The organism is Shewanella sp. POL2 (assembly GCF_000282755.1).
In the GTDB taxonomy this organism is placed as follows: Bacteria; Pseudomonadota; Gammaproteobacteria; order Enterobacterales; family Shewanellaceae; genus Shewanella; species Shewanella xiamenensis.
In genome coordinates this window covers 14246-38858 of the sequence record NZ_AKZL01000044.1, presented here as the reverse complement: position 1 = coordinate 38858, position 24613 = coordinate 14246, and the positions used below count along the sequence as shown (strand labels likewise).

Genomic DNA, 24613 nt, shown 5'->3' with positions numbered 1-24613 from the left:
AACGCCATCTATGTCGTATCGCTTGATATCCAGACCCAATAAATTATGAAACGGTACGTGCAGGTCAAACACTTCGGCAACACGTTTGAGTACTTTGGCTTGAATTGGGGTTGTCATGCTGTTCGTCCTTGTAGGCTGTAGGGCTTCTTAGAATAGGGTCTAAGCGGGCGCAATGGCATTCGACTTAGAGCAATTAATCTACCGCTAAGCCTATGCCTAATGCAACTTAAGCCGCTGTGCTGGCAAATCGTCTTCGGTGTTGTGATGAGCTGTGGAAGTAGGCTAAGCCTATCCTCTAGTTGTTGGCGTGGGCCAGTTTGGGCAAAGATGGCGCAAGACAGGAGCGATTCTGTCCTTTAGAATAGGCGCCCTTACTTTTTAGCTAGAAGATCCATGGAAACTCAGTTACTCGACATACATGATGATCCGCTGTCTCAACGCCTGGCGCAGGTGTTTGGTTACCGTGACTTTAGGGACGGTCAGCGCGAGGTTATCGAACGTGTATGCAGTGGTGAGGACTGCCTGGTGATCATGCCCACCGGCGGCGGTAAGAGTCTGTGTTACCAGTTGCCCGCACTGCTGATGCCTGGCATCACTATCGTGGTATCACCGCTGATTTCATTGATGAAAGATCAGGTCGACAGCCTGTTGCAGACGGGGGTCAATGCCGCCTATTTAAACTCATCGCAGCCGCGGGAGCAGAGTGTAGAGGTGCTTAGGCAGTTGCATCGAGGCGAGCTAAAACTGCTGTATGTGTCCCCTGAGCGGTTGCTGACGGCTGATTTTATCGAGCGCATGCAGTCACTGCCGCTGTCGATGTTTGCTATTGACGAGGCGCACTGCATCAGCCAGTGGGGACATGATTTTCGACCCGAATATGCCGCCCTTGGGCAGTTAAAGCAGCTCTTTCCCCATGTGCCAATGATGGCGCTCACCGCCACCGCGGATCAGGCGACGCGACAAAATATTTGTGAGCGCCTAGGGATTAATCCCTTTAGATTACTATCGAGTTTCGATCGGCCCAATATTCGCTATACGGTTGCCGAAAAGCTCAATGCCGCGAATCAATTACGACAGTTTTTACTGCAACAAAATGGCAGTAGCGGCATTGTCTACTGCAGCAGTCGTCGCCGTGTGGATGAAGTGGCAGAAAGGCTCACCCTGCAAGGGTTTCATGCTAAGGCTTACCATGCGGGCATGACGGCAGAAGAGCGCGGCGAAGTGCAGGATAGCTTCCTTAAAGATCAAATAGATATTGTTGTTGCGACCGTTGCCTTTGGTATGGGGATTAATAAATCGAACGTGCGCTTTGTGGTGCATTACGATATCCCTAAGAGTATCGAAGCCTATTATCAAGAAACTGGCCGAGCGGGCCGTGATGGACTCGAGGCCGAAGCCTTTATGTTGTTCGATCCCGCTGATATTGGTCGAGTGCGCCATCTTATCGAGCAATCGGAGCCAGGGCCGCAGCAGCAGGTGGATTTCCATAAACTCAATACCATGGCCGCCTTTGCCGAGGCGCAAACCTGTCGGCGCCAAGTGCTGTTGCATTACTTCGATGAAAGCGCATTAGAACCCTGTGGTAACTGTGATATTTGTCTTGACCCGCCTAAGCGTTATAACGGCACCGAAGATGCGCAGAAGGTGCTTTCTTGCATCTATCGTCTCGGGCAACGCTTTGGTATTAATCATTTGATTGAAGTGTTGCGTGGCTCCAAGGGGGCCGCGATTGTTGACCGTGGCCACGATAAGCTCAGTACATGGGGGATTGGTAAAGATAAGAGCCATGAGTATTGGCTGAGTGTTATTCGCCAACTGATCCATTTGGGTCTGGCAAGCCAAGATATTACTCGTGGCTCATCCATCACCTTAAATCCTTCAGCAAGACCGATCCTTAAGGGCGAGGTGGCGCTGATGTTGGCAGAGCCGCGCATTCAACTCACCAGCATAAAGCGTAAAACGACACAGTCGAGAGTGCCGCTTAACTATGATCGCAAGTTATTTGCCCGCCTTAAAACACTGCGCCGCACTATTGCCGAAGAGCAGGATGTGCCGCCTTATCTGGTGTTTAACGATGCTACTTTAGCGGAAATGGCGGCTATGATGCCGACAAGCCCTGGGGAAATGCTGGCAGTTAATGGCGTGGGGGAGCGTAAACTCAGTCGATTTGGCGGTGAGTTCCTCGACGAAATAGCCGCTTATTTAGCGGGGGAGTAGTCGTTTTGTGTATCGGTCACCTTGAGTTTGCTGAGTTGATTGATGTTGGCACGTTTCACTAAAGAATCCAACGTATCAAACTGTTGCATCACTGCAATCCCGATATTGACCTTGCTTGATCCTTGTGATGTTTGAATTGTGGGCGTTAATTGGTTGACGACTCGTTGTGCGCCACGGGCGGAGGTGTAAGGTAGCACTATCACAATTTCATCCATCGAATACCGTAATAGTATGTCTTGCTCACGGAGTTTATCTTGTAATTTATCGATCAAGGTTGGCAGATCGACTTGGCGAATTTGGCTAGCATTAAAAAGTAATAATGTCAGTGGATAAGCGCCCTGTTTGGCACTATGCAGGGTGAGCTCAAGCTGCTGAATAGGTGCAAGGCGCTTGGATTTGGTGTCAGGTGATGGGGCGTGTTTATTTTGCTTATCAATAAAGTACCAAATGGCGCCACCTAAGAGTGTCATGCTCACTAAAAACAAGGTGCTAAAGGCCCAATCTACATTCAGCTCATCCAGTAAGGTGGGATTGCTCTGTGGATCATCTGCGCTGAGTTGCTGTAATCCCTGCTGATTTAATCTGGCTTTAAACTGCAAAATTCGCATGTTGTTTATTGATTCGTTAGCCAGTTCTGCGGCATCGAAGCGCTTTTGTAAAAATTCGTAGGCGAGTTTGTCGTTATCTTGAGTGTGGTAATAATCACTCAATATACCATAAAACCATTTAAGATCAGTGTATTGCTTAAGCATTTCGCCTTGTTCAATGGCAGAGTGCATGAGTGTTAGCGCTGCTTCATCCCTATGTTGTGCAAATCGTACTTGAGCGAGTAAACGAGTGGAACGCATCATAGCAACCTGTTGCTTTTGCTGCTTAAAAGTGTTCATTGCAATGGAGATATACTCTTCGGCCGTATCAATTTTGCCTTTATCAAGGGAAATTGAAGCCAGAATGGCATAGCTGTAGGCGAGTTCAAGTGGGGAGCCTATTTCTGGTAGTAAAGTTTTGGCTTGTTTTTCTAGTTGATCACTGTATTCACGCTCACCATTATCTAGTGCAATCCGCGCGGCATTGCTCAGCAGTACATGCCGGACTTTTCCTTGGGCATCAGCACTTTTTAATGCCAATCTAGTGTAATACATGGCTTGGGGTAAATCTTCGGTGGCATAGAGTAAACTCCCCATCGCAGCATAGACATAACCCTCTGGCGGCCAGACCCAATTTTGCGTTTGAGTATGGATATCGGGATAGATATCAATAGCGATGCGTAAATCTTCAATTGCGGAGGAAAAATTCTCCGTATTGGTATCCAGTTGCCCTCTTAATCGGAGTGCATCGATAAGGGCTTGAGGCTGCTGGTAGCGTCTAGCAAGAGTGATTGCGGAGTCCAGTATGGGTAATGCATCTTTAATATTGTCGTAATTTAGATAGGCATCGGCCTGACAATTCAAAAAATAGGGGCGTGCTTGATCTAACTTAAGCTGTTTAGCATTGGCTTCACCCATTTGCGAAAGATTAATCGCCGCTTCATTTTCACCGAGTTGTAACAGGTTTTGACACTTCAATATACTGAGGCGAAGCTTATCAATATTGCTAGTATTATCAGTTTGTTGCTGCTTTTCTAATGCGGTAATTTGTGCCAAAGCCTTGGTTGGATACTGATAAACTTCCCATGTCAATTTATCTAACTGCTCATTAGCGCAAGCCCATAACGGCACAAGCCACAATAATAGGCTCAGCGCTAAGACGCGAAAATCCATTTTTTGCTCCATACCGTGCATTTATTCTAGTATCCGTAACTTCGGGCGAGGATTATAACGTGTCTCAGGCTATTTTTGCATAAAAAATGATTTTTTTGTTAAAAGTTTGAGGTGCAGCATTTAATTTATTTATCTTGTATTGCAAGGGATTAACAATAAAACCTTGAGACAAACATATCTGTTTCTGCCATTTTGCAGCAGATATATTAAGGAACATGAAAAAAATTGGGGTTGACACATTTAGCCAAGCAAGTTAAATATTAACCAAAGCAATATTCAATCAACAGAATAAATATTTAATTTAAATGAATAGAATTAGCGGCAAACTCGACCTCCTCCTTCTCTCTCTCGCGCCACAAACGCGGAGGTCTTAGTGTTGCTCGCTCGATAGATAGGCAAAACACTCAAAAACCCCGCACCGATGTTGCGGGGTTTTTTGTATCTGAATACAGCAAAAGTTAAATAATGAACGGTGACGTTCCATGGAGAAACCCGATGTCTAACAGAGTCATTATATTTGATACCACCTTACGTGATGGCGAGCAGGCGTTAGCGGCAAGCTTGTCGGTCAAAGAAAAGTTACAGATCGCCATGGCGTTGGAACGTCTCGGTGTCGATGTGATGGAAGTCGGTTTTCCCGTATCTTCCCCCGGTGATTTTGAGTCGGTGCAAACCATTGCTCGCACCATTAAAAATAGCCGAGTGTGCGCATTATCCCGCGCCTTGGAAAAAGATATTGATGCCGCCGCTCAGGCATTATCGGTGGCTGATCAGTTCCGCATTCATACGTTTATCTCCACCTCGACCATCCATGTTGAGAGCAAGTTAAAGCGTTCATTCGATCAAGTGTTGGAAATGGCGGTCGGTGCAGTGAAATATGCCCGTCGTTTTACCGATGATGTTGAATTTTCATGCGAAGATGCGGGGCGTACGCCGATTGATAATTTGTGCCGTATGGTGGAAGCGGCGATTCACGCGGGGGCTTGCACCATCAATATCCCAGATACTGTGGGCTACACAGTGCCAAGCGAGTTTGGCAGCATTATTCAAACTTTGTTTAATCGCGTACCGAATATCGACCAAGCCATTATTTCGGTTCACTGCCACGATGACTTAGGTCTGTCGGTCGCCAATTCGATTACTGCTGTGCAGCATGGCGCGCGCCAAATCGAATGTACCATGAATGGTATTGGTGAGCGTGCGGGTAACTGCTCTTTAGAAGAGATCGCCATGATCTTAGCGACCCGTAAGAACCTGCTAGGGTTTGAAACGGGGATTAATGCGAAGGAAATTCACCGCACCTCAAATTTAGTCAGCCAATTATGCAATATGCCGATCCAGTCGAATAAGGCGATTGTTGGCGCTAATGCCTTTACCCATTCGTCGGGGATTCACCAAGATGGCATGTTAAAAGCGCAAAACACTTATGAAATTATGACGCCAGAGAGCATCGGCCTGAATCGTAACAATCTGAATATGACCTCGCGCTCCGGCCGTCATGTGATTAAGCATCGCATGGAGGAAATGGGCTACAGCGAGCAGGATTACAACTTGGATGCCCTGTATGAACAGTTTTTAAAATTGGCGGATAAAAAGGGCCAAGTCTTCGATTATGACTTAGAAGCCTTAGCCTTCATGGAGACACAAGCCGCAGAAGATAACTTTTATCAATTACAGCAGTTAGTGGTGCAGTCCGACTCCACCGAAGGCGTAGCTACGGCCACTGTGCGCATCGATGTCGGCGGTGAGATTAAAACTGAGGCCGCCACAGGCAATGGCCCTGTTGATGCTGCCTATAACGCTATCGCCCGTGCGACGGACCGTCGTATCGATATCATCAGCTACAAATTAGGTGCGAAAGGCGTAGGGCAAAATGCCCTGGGCCAGGTCGACATTACCGCGGTGTACCATGAACAAAATTTCCACGGTGTCGGCTTAGCGACCGACGTGGTTGAGGCATCAGCCCGTGCGTTAGTGCATGTGATGAACTTGACATGCCGCGCCGATAAGGTCGCAGATTACAAACAGAATATGCATAAAAACAGAGAGCTGGGTGGCGTGTAACCCAAGCGATATCGAGCATAAAGTTTTCACATTGAAGGAGTGAGCGGGCGTATGAGTTATCAAATTGCAGTATTAGCCGGGGATGGGATTGGGCCAGAAGTGATGGCCGAGGCACGTAAGGTGTTAAAGGTGGTTGAGGCGCGTTTTGGTCTTAATATTGAATACACTGAATATGATGTCGGTGGTATCGCTATCGACAATCATGGTTGTCCATTGCCTGAAGCAACACTGAAAGGTTGTGAAGCGGCCGATGCCATTCTATTCGGTTCTGTCGGTGGTCCTAAATGGGAAAAACTACCGCCCAATGAACAGCCAGAGCGTGGTGCATTATTGCCATTACGTGGTCATTTCGAATTGTTTTGTAACCTGCGCCCGGCAAAATTGCATGATGGTTTAGAACATATGTCACCGCTGCGCAGCGATATTTCTGCTAGAGGTTTCGATGTTCTCTGCGTGCGTGAGTTAACGGGTGGGATCTACTTCGGTAAGCCTAAGGGGCGCCAAGGTGAAGGTGAGAGCGAAGAAGCCTTCGATACCATGCGTTACAGCCGCCGCGAGATTGCCCGTATTGCGCGCATTGCCTTTGAAGCCGCCCGCGGACGCCGTAAAAAAGTCACTTCGGTCGATAAGGCAAACGTCTTAGCTTGTTCGGTGCTGTGGCGCCAAGTGGTAGAAGAAGTGGCGGTGGACTTCCCCGATGTTGAACTGGAACACATCTATATCGATAACGCGACTATGCAGTTGCTACGCCGCCCCGATGAGTTTGACGTGATGCTGTGCTCTAACTTGTTTGGTGACATTCTATCGGACGAAATCGCCATGCTGACTGGCTCCATGGGCTTGTTGTCTTCAGCGAGCATGAATAGCACTGGCTTTGGTTTGTTTGAACCCGCTGGTGGTAGTGCGCCGGATATCGCCGGTAAGGGCATCGCTAACCCGATTGCACAAATTCTGTCGGCCGCGCTGATGCTGCGTCACAGCTTAAAGCAAGAAGAAGCGGCAAGCGCGATTGAACGTGCCGTGAGTAAGGCGCTCAATTCTGGCTATTTAACCGGTGAGCTATTAAGTAGTGACCAACGCCATAAGGCCAAATCGACAGTCGAAATGGGCGACTTTATCGCCGATGCAGTTAAGGCAGGTGTGTAATGACTAATCCTTCAATATCAAGCGTTCCGAAAACCCTGTATCAAAAGGTGTGGGATGCCCATGTAGTGGCAACCCCAGAGGGCGAAGCACCAATCATTTATGTCGACAGACATTTAGTCCATGAGGTGACATCGCCTCAAGCCTTTAGTGGCTTAAAAGTGGCTGGGCGTAAGTTACGCGCCCCAGAGAAAACTTTCGCGACCATGGATCACAACACTTCGACACGCAGTGCCAGTCTAGATGCTTTAAGCCCTATGGCGCGCACTCAGGTTGAGACCTTGGCACAAAACTGTAAAGACTTCGGCGTGCGCTTATATGACATTCACCATCCGAATCAAGGCATTGTGCATGTGATGGGGCCTGAGCTTGGCATTACCTTACCCGGCACAGTGATTGTCTGTGGTGATTCTCACACCGCGACCCACGGCGCCTTTGGCGCTCTGGCCTTCGGTATTGGCACATCTGAGGTTGAGCATGTATTGGCGACCCAAACCCTGCGCCAATTAAAAGCCAAGACCATGAAAATCGAAGTCCGTGGTCAGGTCACCGATGGTGTCACTGCTAAAGATATCGTACTTGCGATTATCGGTAAGATTGGTATGGATGGCGGTACTGGCTATGTGGTTGAGTTTTGTGGTGAGGCCATTGAAGCCCTGTCGATGGAAGGGCGCATGACAGTCTGCAATATGGCGATTGAAATGGGCGCTAAGGCTGGCATGGTCGCGCCGGACCAAACCACTTTCGATTACCTAGAAGGTCGTGAGTTTGCGCCAAAGGGCGAAGATTGGGCACAAGCCGTCGCCGCCTGGAAGGCGCTGAAAACCGATGTTGGCGCTGAATTTGATGCCACTGTCGTGTTAGATGCGGCCGATATCGCGCCGCAATTGACTTGGGGTACTAACCCTGGGCAAGTGGTTGCCATCGATGCGCCCGTGCCTAATCCTGCTGATGAGACCAATCCAACGATTCGTTCTAGTATGGAAAAAGCTTTGGAATATATTGGATTAACTCCTGGTACGCCAATGACGGATGTGACGATCAATAAGGTCTTTATCGGCTCTTGCACTAACTCGCGGATTGAAGATTTACGCAGTGCGGCGAAACAGGCGCAAGGGCGCAAAGTGGCTGCGGGCGTTACGGCAATCGTAGTGCCGGGTTCTGGCCAAGTGAAAGCACAGGCCGAGGCCGAAGGGTTAGATAAAATCTTTATTGATGCCGGATTCGAATGGCGTTTACCGGGCTGCTCTATGTGTTTAGCGATGAACGATGACAGATTAGAAGCGGGTGATCGCTGCGCCTCGACTAGCAACCGTAACTTCGAAGGGCGCCAAGGCCGTGGTAGTCGCACGCACTTGGTGAGTCCGGCGATGGCTGCTGCAGCGGCGATTGCTGGGCATTTTGTCGATATCCGTAAACCTTACTAACCGTCATCCCAAGAGGAGAAGTTAATGCAACCTTTTACTTGCCATACCGGGCTTGCGGTCATGATCGACAGCGCCAATATCGATACCGATCAAATTATCCCGAAGCAATTTTTATCTAAGGTGACGCGGGATGGATTCGGTGTGCACTTATTCCACGACTGGCGTTATCTCGATGATGCCGGGGATGTGCCTAACCCTGATTTCACTCTAAACAAGCCTCGCTATAGCGGTGCGTCGATTCTGCTGGCACAGGAAAACTTTGGCTGTGGTTCTAGCCGTGAACACGCCCCATGGGCATTAGCGGATTTTGGCCTGCGCGCCATTATCGCCCCCAGTTTTGCCGATATTTTTTATGGAAACTCCATCAATAACGGTTTGTTGCCGGTGAAGCTGAGCGCGAATGAAGTGCGTCAGTTAATGGATGAGGTGGCGAGCGAAGAAGGCGCACAAATCACCGTCGACTTAACCACTTGTAAGGTGACATCGCCTTCGGGGGCTGAGTTTAGCTTTACACTGGCCGAGTCGGCGCGACATAAATTGCTGAATGGATTAGATGCCATTGGATTGACCTTGTCCCACGGAATGCAGATCAGCGAATACGAATCACAAATCCCAAGTTGGCGATGTTAAGCATTCAGCGAACACTTGTACCTTAATAGAAGTTAATCTTAAACGCCTAGTTCGAAAACTAGGCGTTTTTGTTATTTCTGCTTAAGCGGCTAAATGTAATTTATTGTATTTATTATTTTAAAATGAATGGCGGTTTTCCTGTATGGTAAGGAAAATGATTGCTAGTGATTTGTGCTGAATTTTTATGAACAAAACGGCTTACAAGTGTTTAGGAGTTTTATGTTGTTTAATGTGTTGTTTTTAAATTAATTTAACTCTTGTGGTGCTTGCCTTGAAAATGCTTTCAGCAAATCTTCCTTTGGAAATGCACTGATTATTCTTGTTTTAAAAGTGATTTATCTCACTAAAAATATTGATTAGATTGTTTTGGCTAGTTTTTTTATCTGTTTTATTCTCGCTTGTTGCAAACATCTTCTGCATCAGTAAACTGCCGAGCATTCAATATGGAGTGTTTGCTCTATTTTGTGTGAGCGCCATTGTGATCCCGTGAATGGCACAAGATAACAATAATATTTTTCGAGAATAATGATGCAAAAACGTCTTCTGACTTTGGCTGTGACTGCGGCCCTATTAAGTACAACGACTCAAGTCCATGCCGCAGGTTTTCAACTTGCCGAATACTCAGCAACTGGCCTAGGCCGTGCCTTCGCCGGTGAAGCTGCGATGGCGGATAATGCTTCGGCACAAGCGCGCAACCCTGCGATGCTGACCTATTTAGAAGGTCGCCAGTTATCTGCTGGTGGTATCTATGTGATGCCAAATGTGGATGTAAAAGGTGATGTAAGCCTAAGCTCGCCTCTGCTTGGTCCTAATCCAATCGTGATGAACGGTGATGCTATCGACGTAGCCGATGACGCTTTGGTACCTAACTTCTATTATTCCAATCAGTTAAATGACCAATGGACTTGGGGTCTAGCGGTAAACTCTAACTATGGTCTCGCCACTGAATTGCCAGCGACCCATGCTGCGGCCATTTTTGGTAACAAGACATCAGTAACGACCGTTGAGTTTAATCCAAACATTGCGTACCGCATCAATGATGCCGTCAGTGTTGGTGGTGGTGTGCGTATCGTTTATGGCGAAGGTGAAATCGGTGCTTCGTTACCGGGCTGGGTGGATAAAATTAAACCCGGTTTACCTCCACAAGTAGCTGGTATGCTGCCTCCTGGTGGCACTGAACTCAAAAGCATGAAGGGTGATGACATTGGCTACGGTTGGCAACTCGGTGCTAGCTGGCAAATTAACCCTGCCCATCGTTTAGGTTTGGCTTACCACAGTGGCGTGCAGCTTGATCTAGATGGTCATGCTTCAGGAGTGATTTACGATGGTGGTCAAAATCTGTCAATCGAAGGTTATTTACCCCTTGAGTTACCTGCGTTTGCCGAACTGTCGTCCTATCACCAATTAACGGATAACTGGGCGATGCACGCCAGTGTTAACTGGACCGATTGGAGTGTATTCGATCAGTTAGTGGCGTACTTCCCTGGCGAAGTAAAACCAAAGGGTGGTTTAGAGTCTGACTTAGTGAAAGAAGAGCACTTTGAAGATAACTGGCGTTTTGCTTTAGGTACGACTTACCAAGTGAGCAATGATTGGTTAGTTCGAGCTGGTGTTGCCTTAGATAAAACCGCCGCAAATGATGAGTGGCGCACGACAACTATCCCTGACTCAGACCGTCTGTGGTTCTCTGTTGGTGCGGGCTATCAGGCGACTAAAAACCTGAATGTTGATTTTGCACTGACCTATATCCGTGCCACGGGTGATGCGCCAATTAACGAGCAGCAAAATCTGTTAAACCTAGCGACTGTTAACTTTAACGGTGAAGCGAGCGGTAATGTTTGGTTAGCTGGTATCCAAATGAGCTACAAGATGTAATATCAAGTTTGATTAAAAAATCCCTGAATTTTCAGGGCTTTTTTGTCTGACGCTGAGCTGTTATTCCGGATCCTTAGGCTCGTGGGTGCGGTGAATGCCTAAACTGCCGAGTACATATTTTTCATAAATAGGTTCGCTAGTACCATTGCGGACTTTGTAGAGAAAGTATTTCTCAAAGGCAATTTTGGCCACATGTACCCATTTACCCATAGATGTCCAGTTAGCATTGCGGGGAGGATTTTGGGGGAGAGCCACAAAGGCGGCACCCTTATCTCCCATGTCGGCCAAACAAATAGCATTAAGTGTTGGATGGGTCTTGGGAGGCTCGCCTTTTAAACTGGAAAGAATATTATCCACAATGGCAGTGGTCATAGATTCAATCATAAAACCCGTTTTAGGTACGCCAATGGGTACGGGAGTTTTTTCCAATGGTGGGAGTGCTACGCACACGCCGGCGGCATAGATTTCTGGATAACGTGGTGAGCGCTGGAACGTGTCGGTGAGAACAAAGCCTTTCTCGTTACATAGCTCAGGTACCGATGCAATGGCTGCACTGCCCTTGAAGGGCGGTAAAAACATCGCCAAGGAGAAGGGTAAGGTATGTTGGAATTCTACTTCGCCCTTTCGATCCAATTCGTCAACATAAGCCATACCTGATTCAAAGTGGGTTGTTTTAGCATTGCAAATCCACTTGATGCTACGTTCTCTAAATTCATGTTCCATAAGTGACTTAGAGTCCCCAACGCCACCGAGCCCCATATGACCCACATAGGGCTCACTGGTCACAAAGGTAATAGGGATATGCTGACGAACTTTATGTTTACGTAATAAGCTTTCTAGGGATAACACATACTCATAGGCTGGACCAAAACAACTTGCCCCTTGCAATGCGCCTACTACCACTGGGCCGGGTTTTGCGAGCAGTTGTTGAAAGCATTCATAGGCTTTTTCGGCGTGATCAATGGTACAAATAGATTGAGTAAACCCTTCAGGGCCCGAACCTGGGACGTTTTCAAAGGCGAGTTTTGGGCCAGTACAGATGACTAAGTAATCGTAATTATCTGTTGTACCATCCCCTAAGGTGAGTTGCCTATTCATGGGATCTATATGAGTCACCCCTTCACCGGAATAACTAATCTTACGTTTAGCTAAGTAGGTTCCAATTGGAAGACTGATGTCTTCGCGCTTACGTTCACCGAGTGCTACCCAAGGATTTGAGGGAACAAATTGGAAGTCAGCCCCTTCACTGATCACACCTATTTCACAATCGGAAGGCAGTCGCTGTTTGAGTTCAAATGCTGCCGATACGCCACCTAGTCCCGCCCCAATTACAATGACTCTTTTCATTATCTACTCCTCCGAATGGATATTGTTAACAAAGAACCTGCCTTGGTCTTTGTATAATCTAAATTTTATCAATTAGATTTTTCTAATTATATAAAGCGTAGAAGGTATTTGTTTATTTGCAAAGCGAGTTGGGCGCATTGATGCTTTAGGGGCATTTTGGCTGCAATTAAGCGGGCGTATGCACTTGTGCTGTCCTTATTCTAGATAAACGGATAATAGTGCTGCCCTAGCAAACAGTATGTCATCGGACACGCTACACACCTGAGTATCTTCTTAATGATTTATTTGATTTTATTCACTGTTTCGGCCGATGCTGGTCAAAGACAGCCATTAAGAATATATTCACCCCAAGGGAATTTTGTGGCGATAATGTTGACCATAAAATCTCAATGGCGTTGATTTGGCTTGAAGAAAGGAAAGAGTGTGCAGAAAAAATATGTAGTGGCGTTAGATCAAGGCACAACCAGCTCAAGAGCGATTGTGTTTGACCACGATGCCAATATTGTCAGTGTTTCACAGCGGGAGTTTACTCAGCTTTATCCTAATCCCGGCTGGGTTGAACACGATCCAATGGAGATTTGGGCAAGCCAAAGTTCAGTGCTTATTGAGTCGTTGGCTCGAGCGGGGATTCACAGCGATGAAGTGGCGGCGATTGGTATTACCAATCAGCGGGAAACCACCGTTGTTTGGGAAAAGGCCACAGGCAAACCGGTTTACAATGCCATTGTGTGGCAGTGTCGCCGCAGCGCTGAGATCTGTGAGCAACTGAAAGCGCACGGCTTAGAAGATTATGTGCGTGAGAATACCGGCCTTTTACTCGATCCTTATTTTTCAGGCACTAAGATCAAATGGATCTTAGATAATGTGCCGGATGCACGTGCGAAGGCCAAACGAGGTGAACTGTTATTTGGTACGGTTGACACTTGGTTACTGTGGAAACTCACGGAAGGCAAAGTGCATGTGACCGATCCCACCAACGCCGCTCGCACGTTGCTGTTTAATATCCATAGCTTGAGTTGGGATAGTAAGCTGCTTGAGGCGCTCGATATTCCTGCTGCCATGTTGCCCGAAGTAAAACCTTCCTGCAGTGTCTATGGCACAACCCGTATTGCCGGTGAGGGCAGTGAAATTCCACTCGCTGGGATTGCGGGCGATCAACAGGCGGCGCTCTTTGGCCAGCTCTGTGTTGAGCCGGGAATGGCCAAAAACACTTATGGTACAGGCTGCTTTTTGCTGATGAACACAGGTAACAAAGCCGTGCGTTCATCCCATGGTTTATTAACCACAGTGGCGGTAGGTGCGCAAGGTGAAGTGAACTACGCCCTCGAAGGCTCAGTATTTATGGGCGGTGCGACTATTCAATGGTTGCGGGATGAGCTGGGACTTATTCGCGACGCCAGCGATACCGAATATTTTGCCTCTAAAGTGGCGGATACTAATGGGGTGTATTTAGTCCCCGCTTTTGTGGGGCTCGGCGCACCCTATTGGGACCCCAATGCCCGTGGTGCATTGTTTGGGTTAACGCGCGGTGCTAACCGTAATCATATTATCCGCGCGGCATTAGAGTCGATTGCCTACCAGAGCAAGGATTTGCTCGATGCCATGATCAAAGACAGTGGCGTCAGTCTAAAGCGTTTGAAAGTGGATGGTGGCGCGGTCGCAAATGACTTTTTAATGCAATTTCAAGCAGATATTACCGATGTTGAAGTGTTACGGCCGAGTGTTTGCGAAACGACCGCTTTGGGTGCGGCATTCTTAGCTGGGCTGGCCGTTGGATTTTGGCACTCGGTAACTGAGCTGGAGCATAAGGCCTGTATCGATAAACACTTCAAACCGAATATTGATGCGAGTAAAAGGGAGCGGTTATACGCTGGTTGGCAAGATGCGGTGGCAAGAACGCGTTCTTAGTTTCGTTTAGGCTTGAAACACATAAGGCGCACCCTGAGGTTGCGCCTTATTTATTTAACGGCCAGCACGTTAAACTTCGATATCGATAATATGTTTGTTAGCTGGCTGCGCTGTGTCAGCGGTATCGTCAGTGACTTCAAGTACTTTTCCTTCTTTTAAATCTTGTTTGTCCGCTGCGCGGCGTTTTTTATTGCGACTGGCATTATCCTGTTTACGTCTTTCCCTGACTTTCGCATCTAGGGTGGGTGGCAATTGCGACTGCGGCGTTTCATGGCTATCGGGCGCATTGGCGGTGGCACTGCTCACCTGATCAACGATCCGCTTTGGGGTTAATACGGGTTTTACTGGCTGAGCTAGCATAGCGTAAAGACTGTCCAATCCACTCATAGCGCCTCCTTGGTTTATGACCACTTAACCCTTTATCGGCAGGGGCTGCTCAATATTTAGACTATACGCCGATTGAAGCCTATGCGCGACACTCTACTGGCACTCTGACTTTGGCCAATATCTGTGTTGCGCCTTAGTGACGAGTGCAAGTTTGCTAGAGCTGGCCTTGTGTTGGCAGCTTAGGCGAATGCCCTGCTCAAGCTCTGCTGTGGTGAGTTTATCCAGATCATAATCATTGGGACTGGGCGCCTGCTCGACAAACCTTAGTTTACACAGGCCGCAGCGTCCGCCACCACCACATTGGGTTCTTAGCCTTTCACTCCCTCGATTAATGCTTTCTAAATAAGTGCCATTGAGCTCGGTAAATTTGGCAAGAGGCTGATTGTCCTGAGTATAAAGCGCCAGTTTTCCTGTTGCGGCCTTACGTCTAAAGAAAGGGAGTGATAACTGACTTTGATGGAATTTATGCCCAAGAATGTAGATACCCGTAAGACCTAATAACAGCGCGGCAATGCTGACGAGTTGTACCAATAAGTGGTTAAAACCAATGCCATTATCGGGAGCATAATCCATAAAATGCAGCATAAAGAGCAGATCTTTAAGATCCGATTGGCGATTTTGGTGGGCAAGAATCAGGCCCGAGGCTGTGTCGATATAAATCCGAGTGCCGACTTCGTCCGAGGCTGTCAGTACTGCAATTGGGCCACTGGCGTCGAATGGCGTTTCATGGGTGAGGATTTGCGGTGCGCTGAGTTCACCAGGGCCTGAGTAACTCTGTTTGGCAATAGCGAGTATATCGGCATCGTTCAAGGATAGCGGTTGGAGTGAGTCCGCCCAAAACCAGCGGTTTTGCTGAGTTGTTGTGAGGGCATACACTGCGCGGCTAAGTACTGAAGTCAACTTAAGCTCGATAATGCCTTCTGCTTGGTATTGTTGCAGTAGATTAGCCGTGGGGGCGAGTGCAGTAGTGGGACTCGCTGTTTGATGCGTGGTGCGATATGGGTTCGCATCGAAAAAACGCTCGTCAATCAGGTTAAAGGCCAGCCCTGTTACGATCCAAATCAACAGTTGTAGGCCAACAATAAGTGATAGCCATTTGTGTAGAGTTTGCATCACTAAACTGATATGGCGTTTACTCTCAGCATTCCGTTTGTTTGAGAAGCTCATTTTGGCTCCTCTTGGGAGTTAGTATTGCGAAAACTGATATAGCTCAACGCCATACCAAAGAGTGCGGTCAATAGGGCGAGTGTACTCATTACCGTGAGTAACGGGTTCTGCACATTCTCCCGAGTCTTGTAGTCCATAATGTGCAGCATCCACATTATATCGAACAGCCGCCAGTAATTATGTCGAGCGCTGACCAATTGTCCTGTGACCGCGGAGATATAGAGTGTCGAGTTCATTGCATCGTCCAACTCCAACTGCCATACAGGTAATGCGCGGAGGGAGATTTCATTCGGTGCTGTTTGCTGGTGGAGTGTTGAATGGATGATCTTAGCCTTGCCCGTATATAGTTGCAGAGCGGTGTCGAGTGCTTGTTGTTGATTTAATAGAGGTAATAATTCTCCCGTCACAGTGCTAAAACGCTGTAATTTCCCCGCTATTTTGGCGCTATAAAAGAGTGTGCTTTGGTGAGCATATAAATTGATTTCTGTTGCATCTGGGTGAGTTTTGATGAAATCCGTCAAGCTATAAGCGGGAGCTTCTACATGGAAAATTGCGGTATTGTTCTTGTTTGCCAGAGGTTTGCCACGGATAAACTCGATATCCATCCATACCATATAAGCACCTGTTGCAATCCATATTAACAATTGAAAGGCGGCGAGGAGTGCAAACCATTTGTGGTAGGTGCGGATCTGAGTTGCGGTCATAGGCGATTTATTTTGAGTTAATCCCATGGGAGTTTTGATCTTCCTCGCAATCGTGAAATAAAAATACTCACCTAATTGCAGAATAAATCTACAACCAAAAATAAAATTTCAGCTATTTATGCTGAAATTTTACACTTCACGGGATCACAAAAAGGTTAATTTTAGGTTTGTTTTGTTACGCGTTGTGAGTCTAGCGTGATTTACCTATGAGGAAAATCCCACATTTACCGAAATTTTGTGGCAGAAATTTCATTGCAACTGCCTGAAAGCAAAAGGCTGCTGTTTTTTTGTCCGCTTTTTATTTCTATGGTTTCCACCGTTTAGCTGATTTTAAGCTACTCATTTTATCAAAACATTGTCGCTAAGTTATGGGGTCAACATGCTGCTAACCCGCTTGCCGACTGGCTTTATAAAAGGATCCCATCCCTTGACAATGCTTGTCGACTATCCCTAAACTTAGCATTTGTGGGAAATAGTGGATATTTGTGGATCAAAAAGCAAAGGATAGGATGAATTAGCGTGTTTCGTGGAGCCAGTGCTATCAACTTAGATACAAAGGGACGGATCGCTATTCCAGTGCGATACCGCGAACCTTTGCAACTAGAGCACCAGGGCCGCATCGTCATCACAGTCGATATTCAATCTGCGTGTTTGCTCCTTTATCCCCTCCACGAATGGGAGTTGATTGAAGCTAAGTTGCTCAAGCTTTCGGATACAGATAAAACCCAACGATCCCTTAAGCGCATGTTGCTGGGCTATGCCCATGAGGTGGAGCTCGATAGCAACGGACGCATATTACTGCCACCACCGCTAAGGCAGTATGCCAATTTAGATAAGCGCATCATGCTGGTGGGACAGTTAAACAAATTTGAGCTGTGGGATGAGCAAGCTTGGCTGCAGCAAATTGATGAGTGTCAGGAAACGATTCGAAGCGAGGAGCTTGCTAATAACGAGCGTCTGGCGGATTTTTCACTCTAACGAGTCGCATAATTAAATAAGAAGAAATTAATGAGTCAAGAATTTGCCCATTTATCCGTTTTGCTCGAAGAAACGGTTGGCGGTTTAAACATTAAAGACGATGGCATCTATATTGATGGCACGTTTGGCCGCGGTGGTCATTCAAGACAAGTATTGCAAAGACTGGGTGAAAACGGACGCCTGATTGCGATCGACCGCGATCCTCAGGCTATTGAAGCTGCTAAACAATTTGCCGATGATCCCCGTTTTCAAATCGTACACGGTGGCTTTGGTCAGTTAGCCGATTACGTCGAAGAGCTTGGTCTGGTTGGCAAGATTGATGGTGTGTTACTCGACTTAGGTGTGTCCTCACCGCAGCTCGATGATGCGGAACGTGGTTTTAGCTTTTTGCGTGATGGTCCACTCGACATGCGCATGGACAATAGCCAAGGTGAAACCGCTGCCCAGTGGTTAGCCCGTGCTGAAATTGAAGATATGGCATGGGTATTCAAAACCTATGGCGAAGAGAAAAATGCTCGTCATATTGCCCGTTGCATTGCTGCCGACCGCGATAAAACCCCGTTTTTACGTACCAAAGATTTAGCCGATTTAATTGCGCGGATCACCAAAAATAAAGAGCGTAATAAACACCCTGCCACCCGCGTGTTTCAGGCAATACGTATCTATATCAATAGTGAGTTAGATCAAATTGATCAAGCACTTGAAGGTGCATTAACCGTGCTTGCTCCGCAGGGCCGCTTATCGATTATCAGCTTTCACTCCTTAGAAGACCGCATAGTGAAGCGATTTATCCGCCGCCACAGTCAAGGTGAGAGTGTGCCTCATGGTTTACCCATCACTGAAGATCAGATTAATAAGTCGCGTAAACTACGCGCCATTGGCAAGGCGATTATGCCATCCGATGAGGAAATTGAACGCAATGCAAGAGCCCGTAGTTCGGTATTACGCATTGCCGAGCGACTAGATTACTAGAGGGCAAGTAAATGAGTAAGCCCTCATTGAGTCTACCACAGGTTGTATTACACGACCTTTGGCAACACAAATGGATTTTGTTACTTGCCCTGCTCGTGCTCAGTAATGCAGTGGCTGTGGTGTATACCAGCCATGTGAGTCGCAAACTCACTACTGAATGGGATCTGCTATTGCAGGAGCGTGACAGGTTAGATATCGAGTGGCGCAATTTATTATTGGAAGAGCAATCCCAAACGGAGCATAGCCGAATTACGCGGATTGCATCGAAGGATCTCAACATGAGTCGCCCATTACCCAGCGAAGAAGTTGTGGTAAAGGTGCCGTGAACATAGGGAAGATATGATTAGGCAAGCAAAAACCAAGCAGGCAAGCAAAAAGCAAAAGCCACAACTGATCCATTGGCGGTTATACGTCGTGGTTGGTTTTGTATTTGCGATGTTTTCAAGCCTGGTGGGTCGTGCTGCTTATATCCAAATTATTGAGCCTGATAAGCTTCGCCATGAGAGCGATATGCGTACGTTACGTACTACCAGTCGTGAGGTACAGCGTGGCTTAATTACTGACCGCAATGGGGATATGCTGGCGGTGAGTGTGCCAGTGCGTGCAGTGTGGGCAGATCCAAAGCAAGTTAACGATAGCAATGGCTTTACAGATATGCGCCGTTGGCAAGCACTGGCTGACGTGTTACACGAACCCGTTGAAGACGTACTCGATAAAGTCCGTAGCAATCCAACTAAACGTTTTACCTACCTTAAGCGTCAAGTGACTCCCGCGGTGGCTGATTACATCACTCAGCTTAAATTGCCTGGGGTATTTTTAAAGTCTGAGTCTCGCCGTTACTATCCCGGTGGAGAGATAACTGCCCAGCTTATTGGTATCACTAATATCGATGATGTTGGTATTGAAGGCGTTGAAAATGCCTATAACAGTTGGCTTACTGGTACGCCATCCAAACAAAAAGTACGTAAGTCACGTGATGGTCATGTGGTTGAGCGCCTCGATATCGTCCAAGAAGGCGAAAGCCCAAATGATCTTGTCCTGAGTATCGACCATAGGATCCAGCAGCTTGCCTATCGCGAGTTAAAGCGCACCACAGAGATGAACCAAGCGACGTCAGGGTCGATTGTGGTACTTGATATCCACACGGGTGAAGTGTTAGCGATGGCGAATACGCCCTCCTTCAACCCTAATTCCCGTGATAATTTTCAAACCTTCAGAATGCGTAACCGCGCGATGACGGACACCTTCGAGCCCGGCTCGACCATTAAACCCTTTGTGGTTGCGGCGGCGTTAGAAGCGGGCACCGTTAAATCCACCGATGTGATCCCAACCTCTCCAGGTTGGATGCGTTTAGGTGGACGCCAAGTGCGTGATGCATCTAACTACGGTGATATGACGCTAGCGCGTATTTTGGCCAAATCCAGTAACGTGGGCATTAGTAAATTAGCCCTGTCGATTCCTGTACAGCAGTTACTCGGCACTTATCAATCCATGGGATTAGGTAGTTTTTCAGGGATTAACTTAACGGGAGAAAGCGCAGGCCTTATCCAAGATCGCCACCGTTGGTCTGACTTTGAGCGTGCCACGTTATCCTTTGGTTACGGCTTAACCGCGACGACGCTGCAATTAGCGCGGATGTACGCGACTTTAGGCAATGGCGGCACTTTATATCCAGTATCGATTTTAAAACTTAAAAAGCCGCCCGAAGGTGAACGGGTGATTTCAGAAGAAGTGGCTAGAGACGTGCTGCAAATGATGGTGGGTGTCACCGAAAAAGGTGGTACAGGTACACTTGCGCATATCGATGGTTATCCCGTCGCAGGTAAGTCGGGCACCAGCCGTAAGGCGGTAGCCGGTGGTTATGGTGATGATTATGTTGCGTTATTTGCTGGCGTTGCGCCGGTGAATAATCCCAAACTCGCTATCGTCGTTGTGGTCAATGAACCTAAGGGCGATCTCTATTATGGTGGTTCAGTGGCAGGGCCTGCTTTCGCTAAGGTGATGTCAGGCGCACTGCAAATGTTAAATGTTGAACCCATTTCCGATAAAGAACAGGTGCAATTGGCGGGTCTCGCCGGGAGAACTGAATGATGTTATTAAGGGATCTACTCGCCCCTTGGTTCCCCTACGCGGGTGAACAAACCTTCCAAGATTTGACTCTAGATAGCCGCGCAATACGTCGCGGCGATGTGTTTTTAGCGCTGCCTGGACACAAGGTCGATGGTCGTCAGTTTATCGATAAGGCCTTAGCCCAAGGTGCGGCGGCGGTGTTAGTGCATACGGATAATCCCCAAGAGCAGGGCAAAGTTATTGCGGCTGAGCAAGGCGTGCAGATTTACTTCTACGACTTAGCGAAGCACGTTTCAGCGGTGGCTGCGGTGCGTTATCCCGTTGTTCAAGGTCAATCTATGGCCATTGTGGGTATTACAGGGACTAATGGCAAAACTTCGACAAGCCAATTGTGCGCGCAATTAGTGACCCTGCTTGAGGGTAAAGCGGCGGTGATGGGCACGCTCGGCAATGGCCTGTGGGGCGAGTTAGTCGATAGCGGCAATACCACTGCCGATGCCATTACCTTAATGCGCCAACTGCATGAATTTGCAGATAAAGGTGTAAATACCTGTGCGATGGAAGTCTCGAGCCATGGTTTAGTCCAAGGGCGAGTCGATGCCGTGCCCTTCGATGTGGCGGTATTTACTAACTTAACCCGTGATCACTTGGACTACCACGGCGATATGGAAAACTATGCCGCGGCCAAGCAAATGCTGTTTCGCTTCGACTCTCTGCGCCACGGCCTACTGAATCTCGATGATCCCGTGGGCGTCGCTTGGTTATCCGAGCTGGCAAACGTTCCTGCGAAGATGTGGGGCTTTAGCATTGAAGCGCATACCAATGCGACGTTTTACACTAAGAATGCCCAATTTAACGACCAAGGTGTGCAGGCGACCTTAGTCTGGCCCGAGGGCGAAATCGATATTCGTTCGCCGTTATTAGGCGCTTTTAACCTCTCGAATTTACTCGCTGCACTATCAGCACTGTATTTACAGGGAATGGATATACGTGTATTAGCTGCCAAAGTGCCTTACTTAGTGCCCGTTGCTGGCCGTATGGAACGTTTTACCACCGCGGACAACATCACCTTAGTCGTCGATTATGCCCACACCCCCGATGCGATTGAACAGGCACTTAATGCCCTGCGTCGTCACTGTGCAAGGGAGCTTTGGTGCGTGTTTGGCTGTGGTGGCGACCGTGATAAGGGTAAGCGGCCATTAATGGGACGTGCGGCGGAGCAATTTGCCGATCGCATTATGGTGACTAGCGATAATGCCCGCAGCGAAGATCCTAACCAAATTATTACCGATATTATCCAAGGGCTGACTCACCCAGAGCGAGCGCTGACCGAGGTTGACCGTGTGGCTGCGATTAAACAAGTCGTCGTACAGGCTAAATCTGGGGATGTGATTTTGCTTGCGGGCAAAGGCCATGAAACTTACCAAGAGGCGGCAGGTGTGCGTCATGACTATGATGAACGCGCCCTGGCACGTCAGTTATCGGAGCAACGCTAATGATCCCAATTTCCCTCGGGGCACTGAGCCAATACTTAGGTGCGCATCGAGTCGGTGACGATGTCACCATCCAAGCATTAAGCAGCGATAGCCGTAAAATCGGCCCCGCGACCCTTTTCGTCGCCTTAAAGGGTGAGCGGTTTGATGGCCATGATTTTGCGGCCACGGCACTTGAAAATGGCGCCATTGCATTACTGGTTGAACGTGAATTGGCCTTTGATATTCCGCAGCTAATTGTTGCCGATTGCCAAAAGGCCATGGGCGCGATTGGCGCCTATGTCCGCGACCAAGTGAATCCTATTTGTGTGGCATTAACTGGCTCTAACGGCAAAACCAGCGTGAAAGAGATGATTGCCACTATTTTGTCGGCTAAGCATCAAGTACTTTACACCGCGGGTAATTTTAATAATGAAATCGGCGTACCTTTAACCCTACTGCGCTTAACCCCCGAAGATAAGTATGGGGTATTTGAGTTAGGGGCTAACCATAAAGGCGAGATTGATTACACCTCTGCTTTGGTCCGTCCGCATGTGGCGTTAGTCAATAACGTCGGCAGTGCCCACTTAGAAGGCTTTGGTTCACAGGCTGGCGTTGCCCAGGCGAAATCGGAAATTTATAACCATCTACAACAAGGCGGCACTGCGATTATTAATGCCGACGACGCCTTTGCTGATGTGATGCGTGTTAAAGCCAAGCATTATAAGCAATTGAGCTTCTCCCAGCAGGAAGGCGCGGCGAAACGCCAAATCGATGTGATTGCCACTGGCCATAAAGCCAATAGCGATGGTTGTTACCGCTTTATTCTTAATTATGCGGGTGAGTCCTGCGAAGTGACCTTACCTTTAGCGGGACGTCATCAAGTCAGCAACGCCTTAGCTGCTGCAAGTGTTTGTATCGCATTAGGATTAACTCTAAAAGAGATCGCCGAAGGCTTAAGCAAACTGATCCCTGTGAAGGGACGTATGCAGCCGACTCAATTAGGCAGAGTCCGTTTAATCGATGATAGCTATAACGCTAACCCTGTATCCGTGGGGGCGGCTATCGCTTGGTTAAAGGAAATTTCTGAAAATCGTTGTTTGGTACTGGGAGATTTGGGCGAATTAGGCGACAATGCGCCCCTTTTACACGCTGAACTGGGACAACTGGCAAAGCAACAGGGGATCGATGCCCTGTTCTGTACTGGCACCTTGACTCAGCATACTAGCCAAGCTTTCGGGGCGGAGCACCATGACAGCGTGGCGACGTTAGTAGAAAAACTCATAAAACACATCAACCAGTTGCCGGGACAGGTGACGGTTTTAGTTAAAGGTTCACGAAGTGCCGCAATGGAGCGGGTCGTGGATGGCCTAACAGTAGCCTTCGGGCGTGGGGAGTTAGTGTAGATGCTGGTGTATCTGGCCGAGTATTTAACCCGTTTTCACACTGGGTTTAACGTATTTTCCTATGTGACGTTTCGAGCCATTTTGGGCTTGTTAACCGCATTAGTATTTAGTTTATGGTGGGGTCCTAAACTTATCGAGCGCTTACAGTTGATGCAAATTGGTCAAGTGGTGCGTAATGATGGGCCTGAGTCGCATTTCAGTAAGCGCGGAACGCCCACTATGGGTGGTTTACTGATCCTTGCGGCCATCTTTATCAGTGTGCTGTTATGGGGCGATCTTGGTAGCCGTTATGTGTGGGTGATGCTGTTTGTTTTAGGCAGCTTCGGCATGATTGGCTTTATTGATGATTACCGCAAAGTGGTACGTAAAGATACTAAGGGATTAATTGCGCGCTGGAAGTATATTCTGCAATCCTTAGCGGCGTTGATCATTGCTTTCTTCCTCTACACCACAGCGTCTAACCCGGGTGAAACCCAGTTAGTCGTGCCCTTCTTTAAAGATGTGATGCCGCAACTGGGCGCTGTGTTTATCGTATTGGCCTACTTTACTATCGTGGGTTCAAGCAACGCAGTGAACTTAACCGACGGTCTCGATGGTTTGGCGATTATGCCAACTGTGATGGTGGCCGCAGCATTCGCGCTGATAGCTTATCTGTCTGGCCATGCTCAGTTTGCCAATTACCTGCATATTCCGCATTTACCTGGCTCTGGTGAGCTGGTGATCGTTTGCACCGCGATTGTGGGCGCAGGTTTAGGCTTTTTATGGTTTAACACTTATCCTGCACAGGTCTTTATGGGCGATGTGGGTTCTCTTTCTTTAGGGGCTGCATTAGGTGCGATTGCGGTATTAGTTCGCCAAGAAATCCTGTTAGTGATCATGGGCGGGGTGTTTGTCATGGAAACCGTGTCAGTGATATTGCAGGTTGGTTCTTACAAGTTACGCGGTCAACGAATATTCCGCATGGCGCCTATCCATCACCACTACGAGTTAAAAGGTTGGCCTGAACCACGCGTGATTGTCCGCTTTTGGATTATCTCTATTTTCTTAGTGTTGCTCGGCTTAGCCACGTTGAAGTTAAGGTAATCA

The 24613-nt window shown here is 47.9% G+C and carries 19 protein-coding genes and 1 pseudogene; 14 read left to right on the top strand and 6 right to left on the bottom strand.

Features of this window, described 5'->3' with window-relative positions; translation table 11 throughout:
- A pseudogene (locus SHEWPOL2_RS22745) lies at positions 1 to 117 on the bottom strand (thioesterase family protein); the annotation flags it as partial.
- Between the two features lie 276 nt (positions 118 to 393).
- Between SHEWPOL2_RS22745 and recQ the strand changes: the two are divergent.
- Entirely contained in the window at positions 394 to 2217 is a 1824-nt protein-coding gene (gene recQ, locus SHEWPOL2_RS13085; RefSeq protein WP_037428886.1) for a DNA helicase RecQ, read from the top strand.
- Here recQ and SHEWPOL2_RS13080 read toward each other — a convergent pair.
- Positions 2199 to 3977 (bottom strand): diguanylate cyclase, encoded by a 1779-nt coding sequence (locus SHEWPOL2_RS13080; RefSeq protein WP_037428884.1) that lies wholly within the window; start codon positions 3975 to 3977, stop codon positions 2199 to 2201. The two genes, recQ and SHEWPOL2_RS13080, sit on opposite strands and share 19 nt — an antisense overlap.
- Before the next feature lie 495 nt (positions 3978 to 4472).
- Between SHEWPOL2_RS13080 and leuA the strand changes: the two genes are divergently transcribed.
- From leuA to SHEWPOL2_RS13055, 5 genes are all read left to right on the top strand, one after another.
- Positions 4473 to 6041 (top strand): 2-isopropylmalate synthase, encoded by a 1569-nt coding sequence (leuA, locus tag SHEWPOL2_RS13075; RefSeq protein ID WP_037428881.1) that lies wholly within the window; start codon positions 4473 to 4475, stop codon positions 6039 to 6041.
- A 51-nt stretch (positions 6042 to 6092) separates the two neighbouring features.
- A complete protein-coding gene (gene leuB, locus SHEWPOL2_RS13070; protein WP_037428879.1) occupies positions 6093 to 7187 on the top strand; it encodes a 3-isopropylmalate dehydrogenase in 1095 nt (364 codons plus the stop codon).
- Complete coding sequence (leuC, locus tag SHEWPOL2_RS13065) at positions 7187 to 8611, top strand: 3-isopropylmalate dehydratase large subunit (protein ID WP_037428877.1); 1425 nt, start codon at positions 7187 to 7189, stop codon at positions 8609 to 8611. Before leuB ends, leuC begins: the two co-directional genes overlap by 1 nt.
- A 24-nt stretch (positions 8612 to 8635) precedes the next feature.
- Positions 8636 to 9241: a 3-isopropylmalate dehydratase small subunit gene (gene leuD, locus SHEWPOL2_RS13060; RefSeq protein ID WP_023265756.1), complete on the top strand. Its 606-nt coding sequence runs from the start codon at positions 8636 to 8638 to the stop codon at positions 9239 to 9241.
- A 528-nt stretch (positions 9242 to 9769) separates the two neighbouring features.
- On the top strand, positions 9770 to 11116 hold the full coding sequence (locus tag SHEWPOL2_RS13055) for an outer membrane protein transport protein (protein ID WP_037428890.1): 1347 nt from the start codon (positions 9770 to 9772) through the stop codon (positions 11114 to 11116).
- A 60-nt stretch (positions 11117 to 11176) separates the two neighbouring features.
- Here SHEWPOL2_RS13055 and SHEWPOL2_RS13050 read toward each other — a convergent pair whose 3' ends face one another.
- The gene (locus tag SHEWPOL2_RS13050) at positions 11177 to 12463 is read right to left on the bottom strand and encodes an FAD/NAD(P)-binding oxidoreductase (protein WP_037428873.1); all 1287 of its coding nucleotides are present in this window, start codon (positions 12461 to 12463) and stop codon (positions 11177 to 11179) included.
- Positions 12464 to 12886: 423 nt separating this feature from the next.
- Between SHEWPOL2_RS13050 and glpK the strand changes: the two genes are divergently transcribed.
- Positions 12887 to 14371: a glycerol kinase GlpK gene (glpK, locus tag SHEWPOL2_RS13045; RefSeq protein WP_037428871.1), complete on the top strand. Its 1485-nt coding sequence runs from the start codon at positions 12887 to 12889 to the stop codon at positions 14369 to 14371.
- Positions 14372 to 14440: 69 nt separating this feature from the next.
- Here glpK and SHEWPOL2_RS13040 read toward each other — a convergent pair whose 3' ends face one another.
- The 3 genes from SHEWPOL2_RS13040 to SHEWPOL2_RS13030 all read right to left on the bottom strand — a co-directional run bounded on the left by SHEWPOL2_RS13040 (position 14441) and on the right by SHEWPOL2_RS13030 (position 16656).
- Positions 14441 to 14758 carry a hypothetical protein gene (locus SHEWPOL2_RS13040; RefSeq protein ID WP_037422850.1) on the bottom strand — a complete coding sequence of 106 codons (318 nt, stop codon included), beginning with the start codon at positions 14756 to 14758 and terminating at the stop codon, positions 14441 to 14443.
- A 93-nt stretch (positions 14759 to 14851) separates the two neighbouring features.
- Entirely contained in the window at positions 14852 to 15925 is a 1074-nt protein-coding gene (locus SHEWPOL2_RS13035) for a PepSY domain-containing protein (protein ID WP_037428869.1), read from the bottom strand.
- A complete protein-coding gene (locus SHEWPOL2_RS13030; RefSeq protein WP_239642762.1) occupies positions 15922 to 16656 on the bottom strand; it encodes a peptidase in 735 nt (244 codons plus the stop codon). Before SHEWPOL2_RS13030 ends, SHEWPOL2_RS13035 begins: the two co-directional genes overlap by 4 nt.
- A gap of 492 nt (positions 16657 to 17148) precedes the next feature.
- On the opposite strand from SHEWPOL2_RS13030, the gene mraZ reads away from it, so the two are divergent.
- The 7 genes from mraZ to mraY are packed head-to-tail and all read left to right on the top strand — an operon-like array spanning position 17149 to position 24610.
- Positions 17149 to 17607, top strand: a complete 459-nt coding sequence (mraZ, locus tag SHEWPOL2_RS13025) for a division/cell wall cluster transcriptional repressor MraZ (RefSeq protein ID WP_037428867.1) — start codon at positions 17149 to 17151, stop codon at positions 17605 to 17607.
- Positions 17608 to 17637: 30 nt separating this feature from the next.
- A complete protein-coding gene (gene rsmH, locus SHEWPOL2_RS13020) occupies positions 17638 to 18579 on the top strand; it encodes a 16S rRNA (cytosine(1402)-N(4))-methyltransferase RsmH (protein ID WP_011624305.1) in 942 nt (313 codons plus the stop codon).
- Positions 18580 to 18590: 11 nt separating this feature from the next.
- Positions 18591 to 18905, top strand: coding sequence for a cell division protein FtsL (ftsL, locus tag SHEWPOL2_RS13015; RefSeq protein WP_037422840.1), 315 nt, complete (start codon positions 18591 to 18593; stop codon positions 18903 to 18905).
- A gap of 13 nt (positions 18906 to 18918) precedes the next feature.
- Entirely contained in the window at positions 18919 to 20670 is a 1752-nt protein-coding gene (locus SHEWPOL2_RS13010; RefSeq protein WP_037422838.1) for a penicillin-binding transpeptidase domain-containing protein, read from the top strand.
- On the top strand, positions 20667 to 22145 hold the full coding sequence (gene murE / locus SHEWPOL2_RS13005) for a UDP-N-acetylmuramoyl-L-alanyl-D-glutamate--2,6-diaminopimelate ligase (RefSeq protein ID WP_037428865.1): 1479 nt from the start codon (positions 20667 to 20669) through the stop codon (positions 22143 to 22145). The genes SHEWPOL2_RS13010 and murE overlap by 4 nt, the downstream gene beginning before the upstream one ends.
- Positions 22145 to 23527 (top strand): UDP-N-acetylmuramoyl-tripeptide--D-alanyl-D-alanine ligase, encoded by a 1383-nt coding sequence (gene murF / locus SHEWPOL2_RS13000; RefSeq protein WP_037428863.1) that lies wholly within the window; start codon positions 22145 to 22147, stop codon positions 23525 to 23527. Before murE ends, murF begins: the two co-directional genes overlap by 1 nt.
- Positions 23528 to 24610 (top strand): phospho-N-acetylmuramoyl-pentapeptide-transferase, encoded by a 1083-nt coding sequence (mraY, locus tag SHEWPOL2_RS12995; protein WP_037422832.1) that lies wholly within the window; start codon positions 23528 to 23530, stop codon positions 24608 to 24610.
- The last annotated feature ends 3 nt before the right edge of the window (positions 24611 to 24613 follow it).

Bases quoted from the DNA above. Each gene is read 5' to 3' on its own strand.
- recQ (WP_037428886.1), top strand. From the start codon at position 394: ATGGAAACTCAGTTACTCGACATACATGATGATCCGCTGTCTCAACGC.
- SHEWPOL2_RS13080 (WP_037428884.1), bottom strand. From the start codon at position 3,977: ATGGATTTTCGCGTCTTAGCGCTGAGCCTATTATTGTGGCTTGTGCCG.
- leuA (WP_037428881.1), top strand. From the start codon at position 4,473: ATGTCTAACAGAGTCATTATATTTGATACCACCTTACGTGATGGCGAG.
- leuB (WP_037428879.1), top strand. From the start codon at position 6,093: ATGAGTTATCAAATTGCAGTATTAGCCGGGGATGGGATTGGGCCAGAA.
- leuC (WP_037428877.1), top strand. From the start codon at position 7,187: ATGACTAATCCTTCAATATCAAGCGTTCCGAAAACCCTGTATCAAAAG.
- leuD (WP_023265756.1), top strand. From the start codon at position 8,636: ATGCAACCTTTTACTTGCCATACCGGGCTTGCGGTCATGATCGACAGC.
- SHEWPOL2_RS13055 (WP_037428890.1), top strand. From the start codon at position 9,770: ATGCAAAAACGTCTTCTGACTTTGGCTGTGACTGCGGCCCTATTAAGT.
- SHEWPOL2_RS13050 (WP_037428873.1), bottom strand. From the start codon at position 12,463: ATGAAAAGAGTCATTGTAATTGGGGCGGGACTAGGTGGCGTATCGGCA.
- SHEWPOL2_RS13040 (WP_037422850.1), bottom strand. From the start codon at position 14,758: ATGAGTGGATTGGACAGTCTTTACGCTATGCTAGCTCAGCCAGTAAAA.
- SHEWPOL2_RS13035 (WP_037428869.1), bottom strand. From the start codon at position 15,925: ATGAGCTTCTCAAACAAACGGAATGCTGAGAGTAAACGCCATATCAGT.
- SHEWPOL2_RS13030 (WP_239642762.1), bottom strand. From the start codon at position 16,656: ATGGGATTAACTCAAAATAAATCGCCTATGACCGCAACTCAGATCCGC.
- rsmH (WP_011624305.1), top strand. From the start codon at position 17,638: ATGAGTCAAGAATTTGCCCATTTATCCGTTTTGCTCGAAGAAACGGTT.
- ftsL (WP_037422840.1), top strand. From the start codon at position 18,591: ATGAGTAAGCCCTCATTGAGTCTACCACAGGTTGTATTACACGACCTT.
- SHEWPOL2_RS13010 (WP_037422838.1), top strand. From the start codon at position 18,919: ATGATTAGGCAAGCAAAAACCAAGCAGGCAAGCAAAAAGCAAAAGCCA.
- murE (WP_037428865.1), top strand. From the start codon at position 20,667: ATGATGTTATTAAGGGATCTACTCGCCCCTTGGTTCCCCTACGCGGGT.
- murF (WP_037428863.1), top strand. From the start codon at position 22,145: ATGATCCCAATTTCCCTCGGGGCACTGAGCCAATACTTAGGTGCGCAT.
- mraY (WP_037422832.1), top strand. From the start codon at position 23,528: ATGCTGGTGTATCTGGCCGAGTATTTAACCCGTTTTCACACTGGGTTT.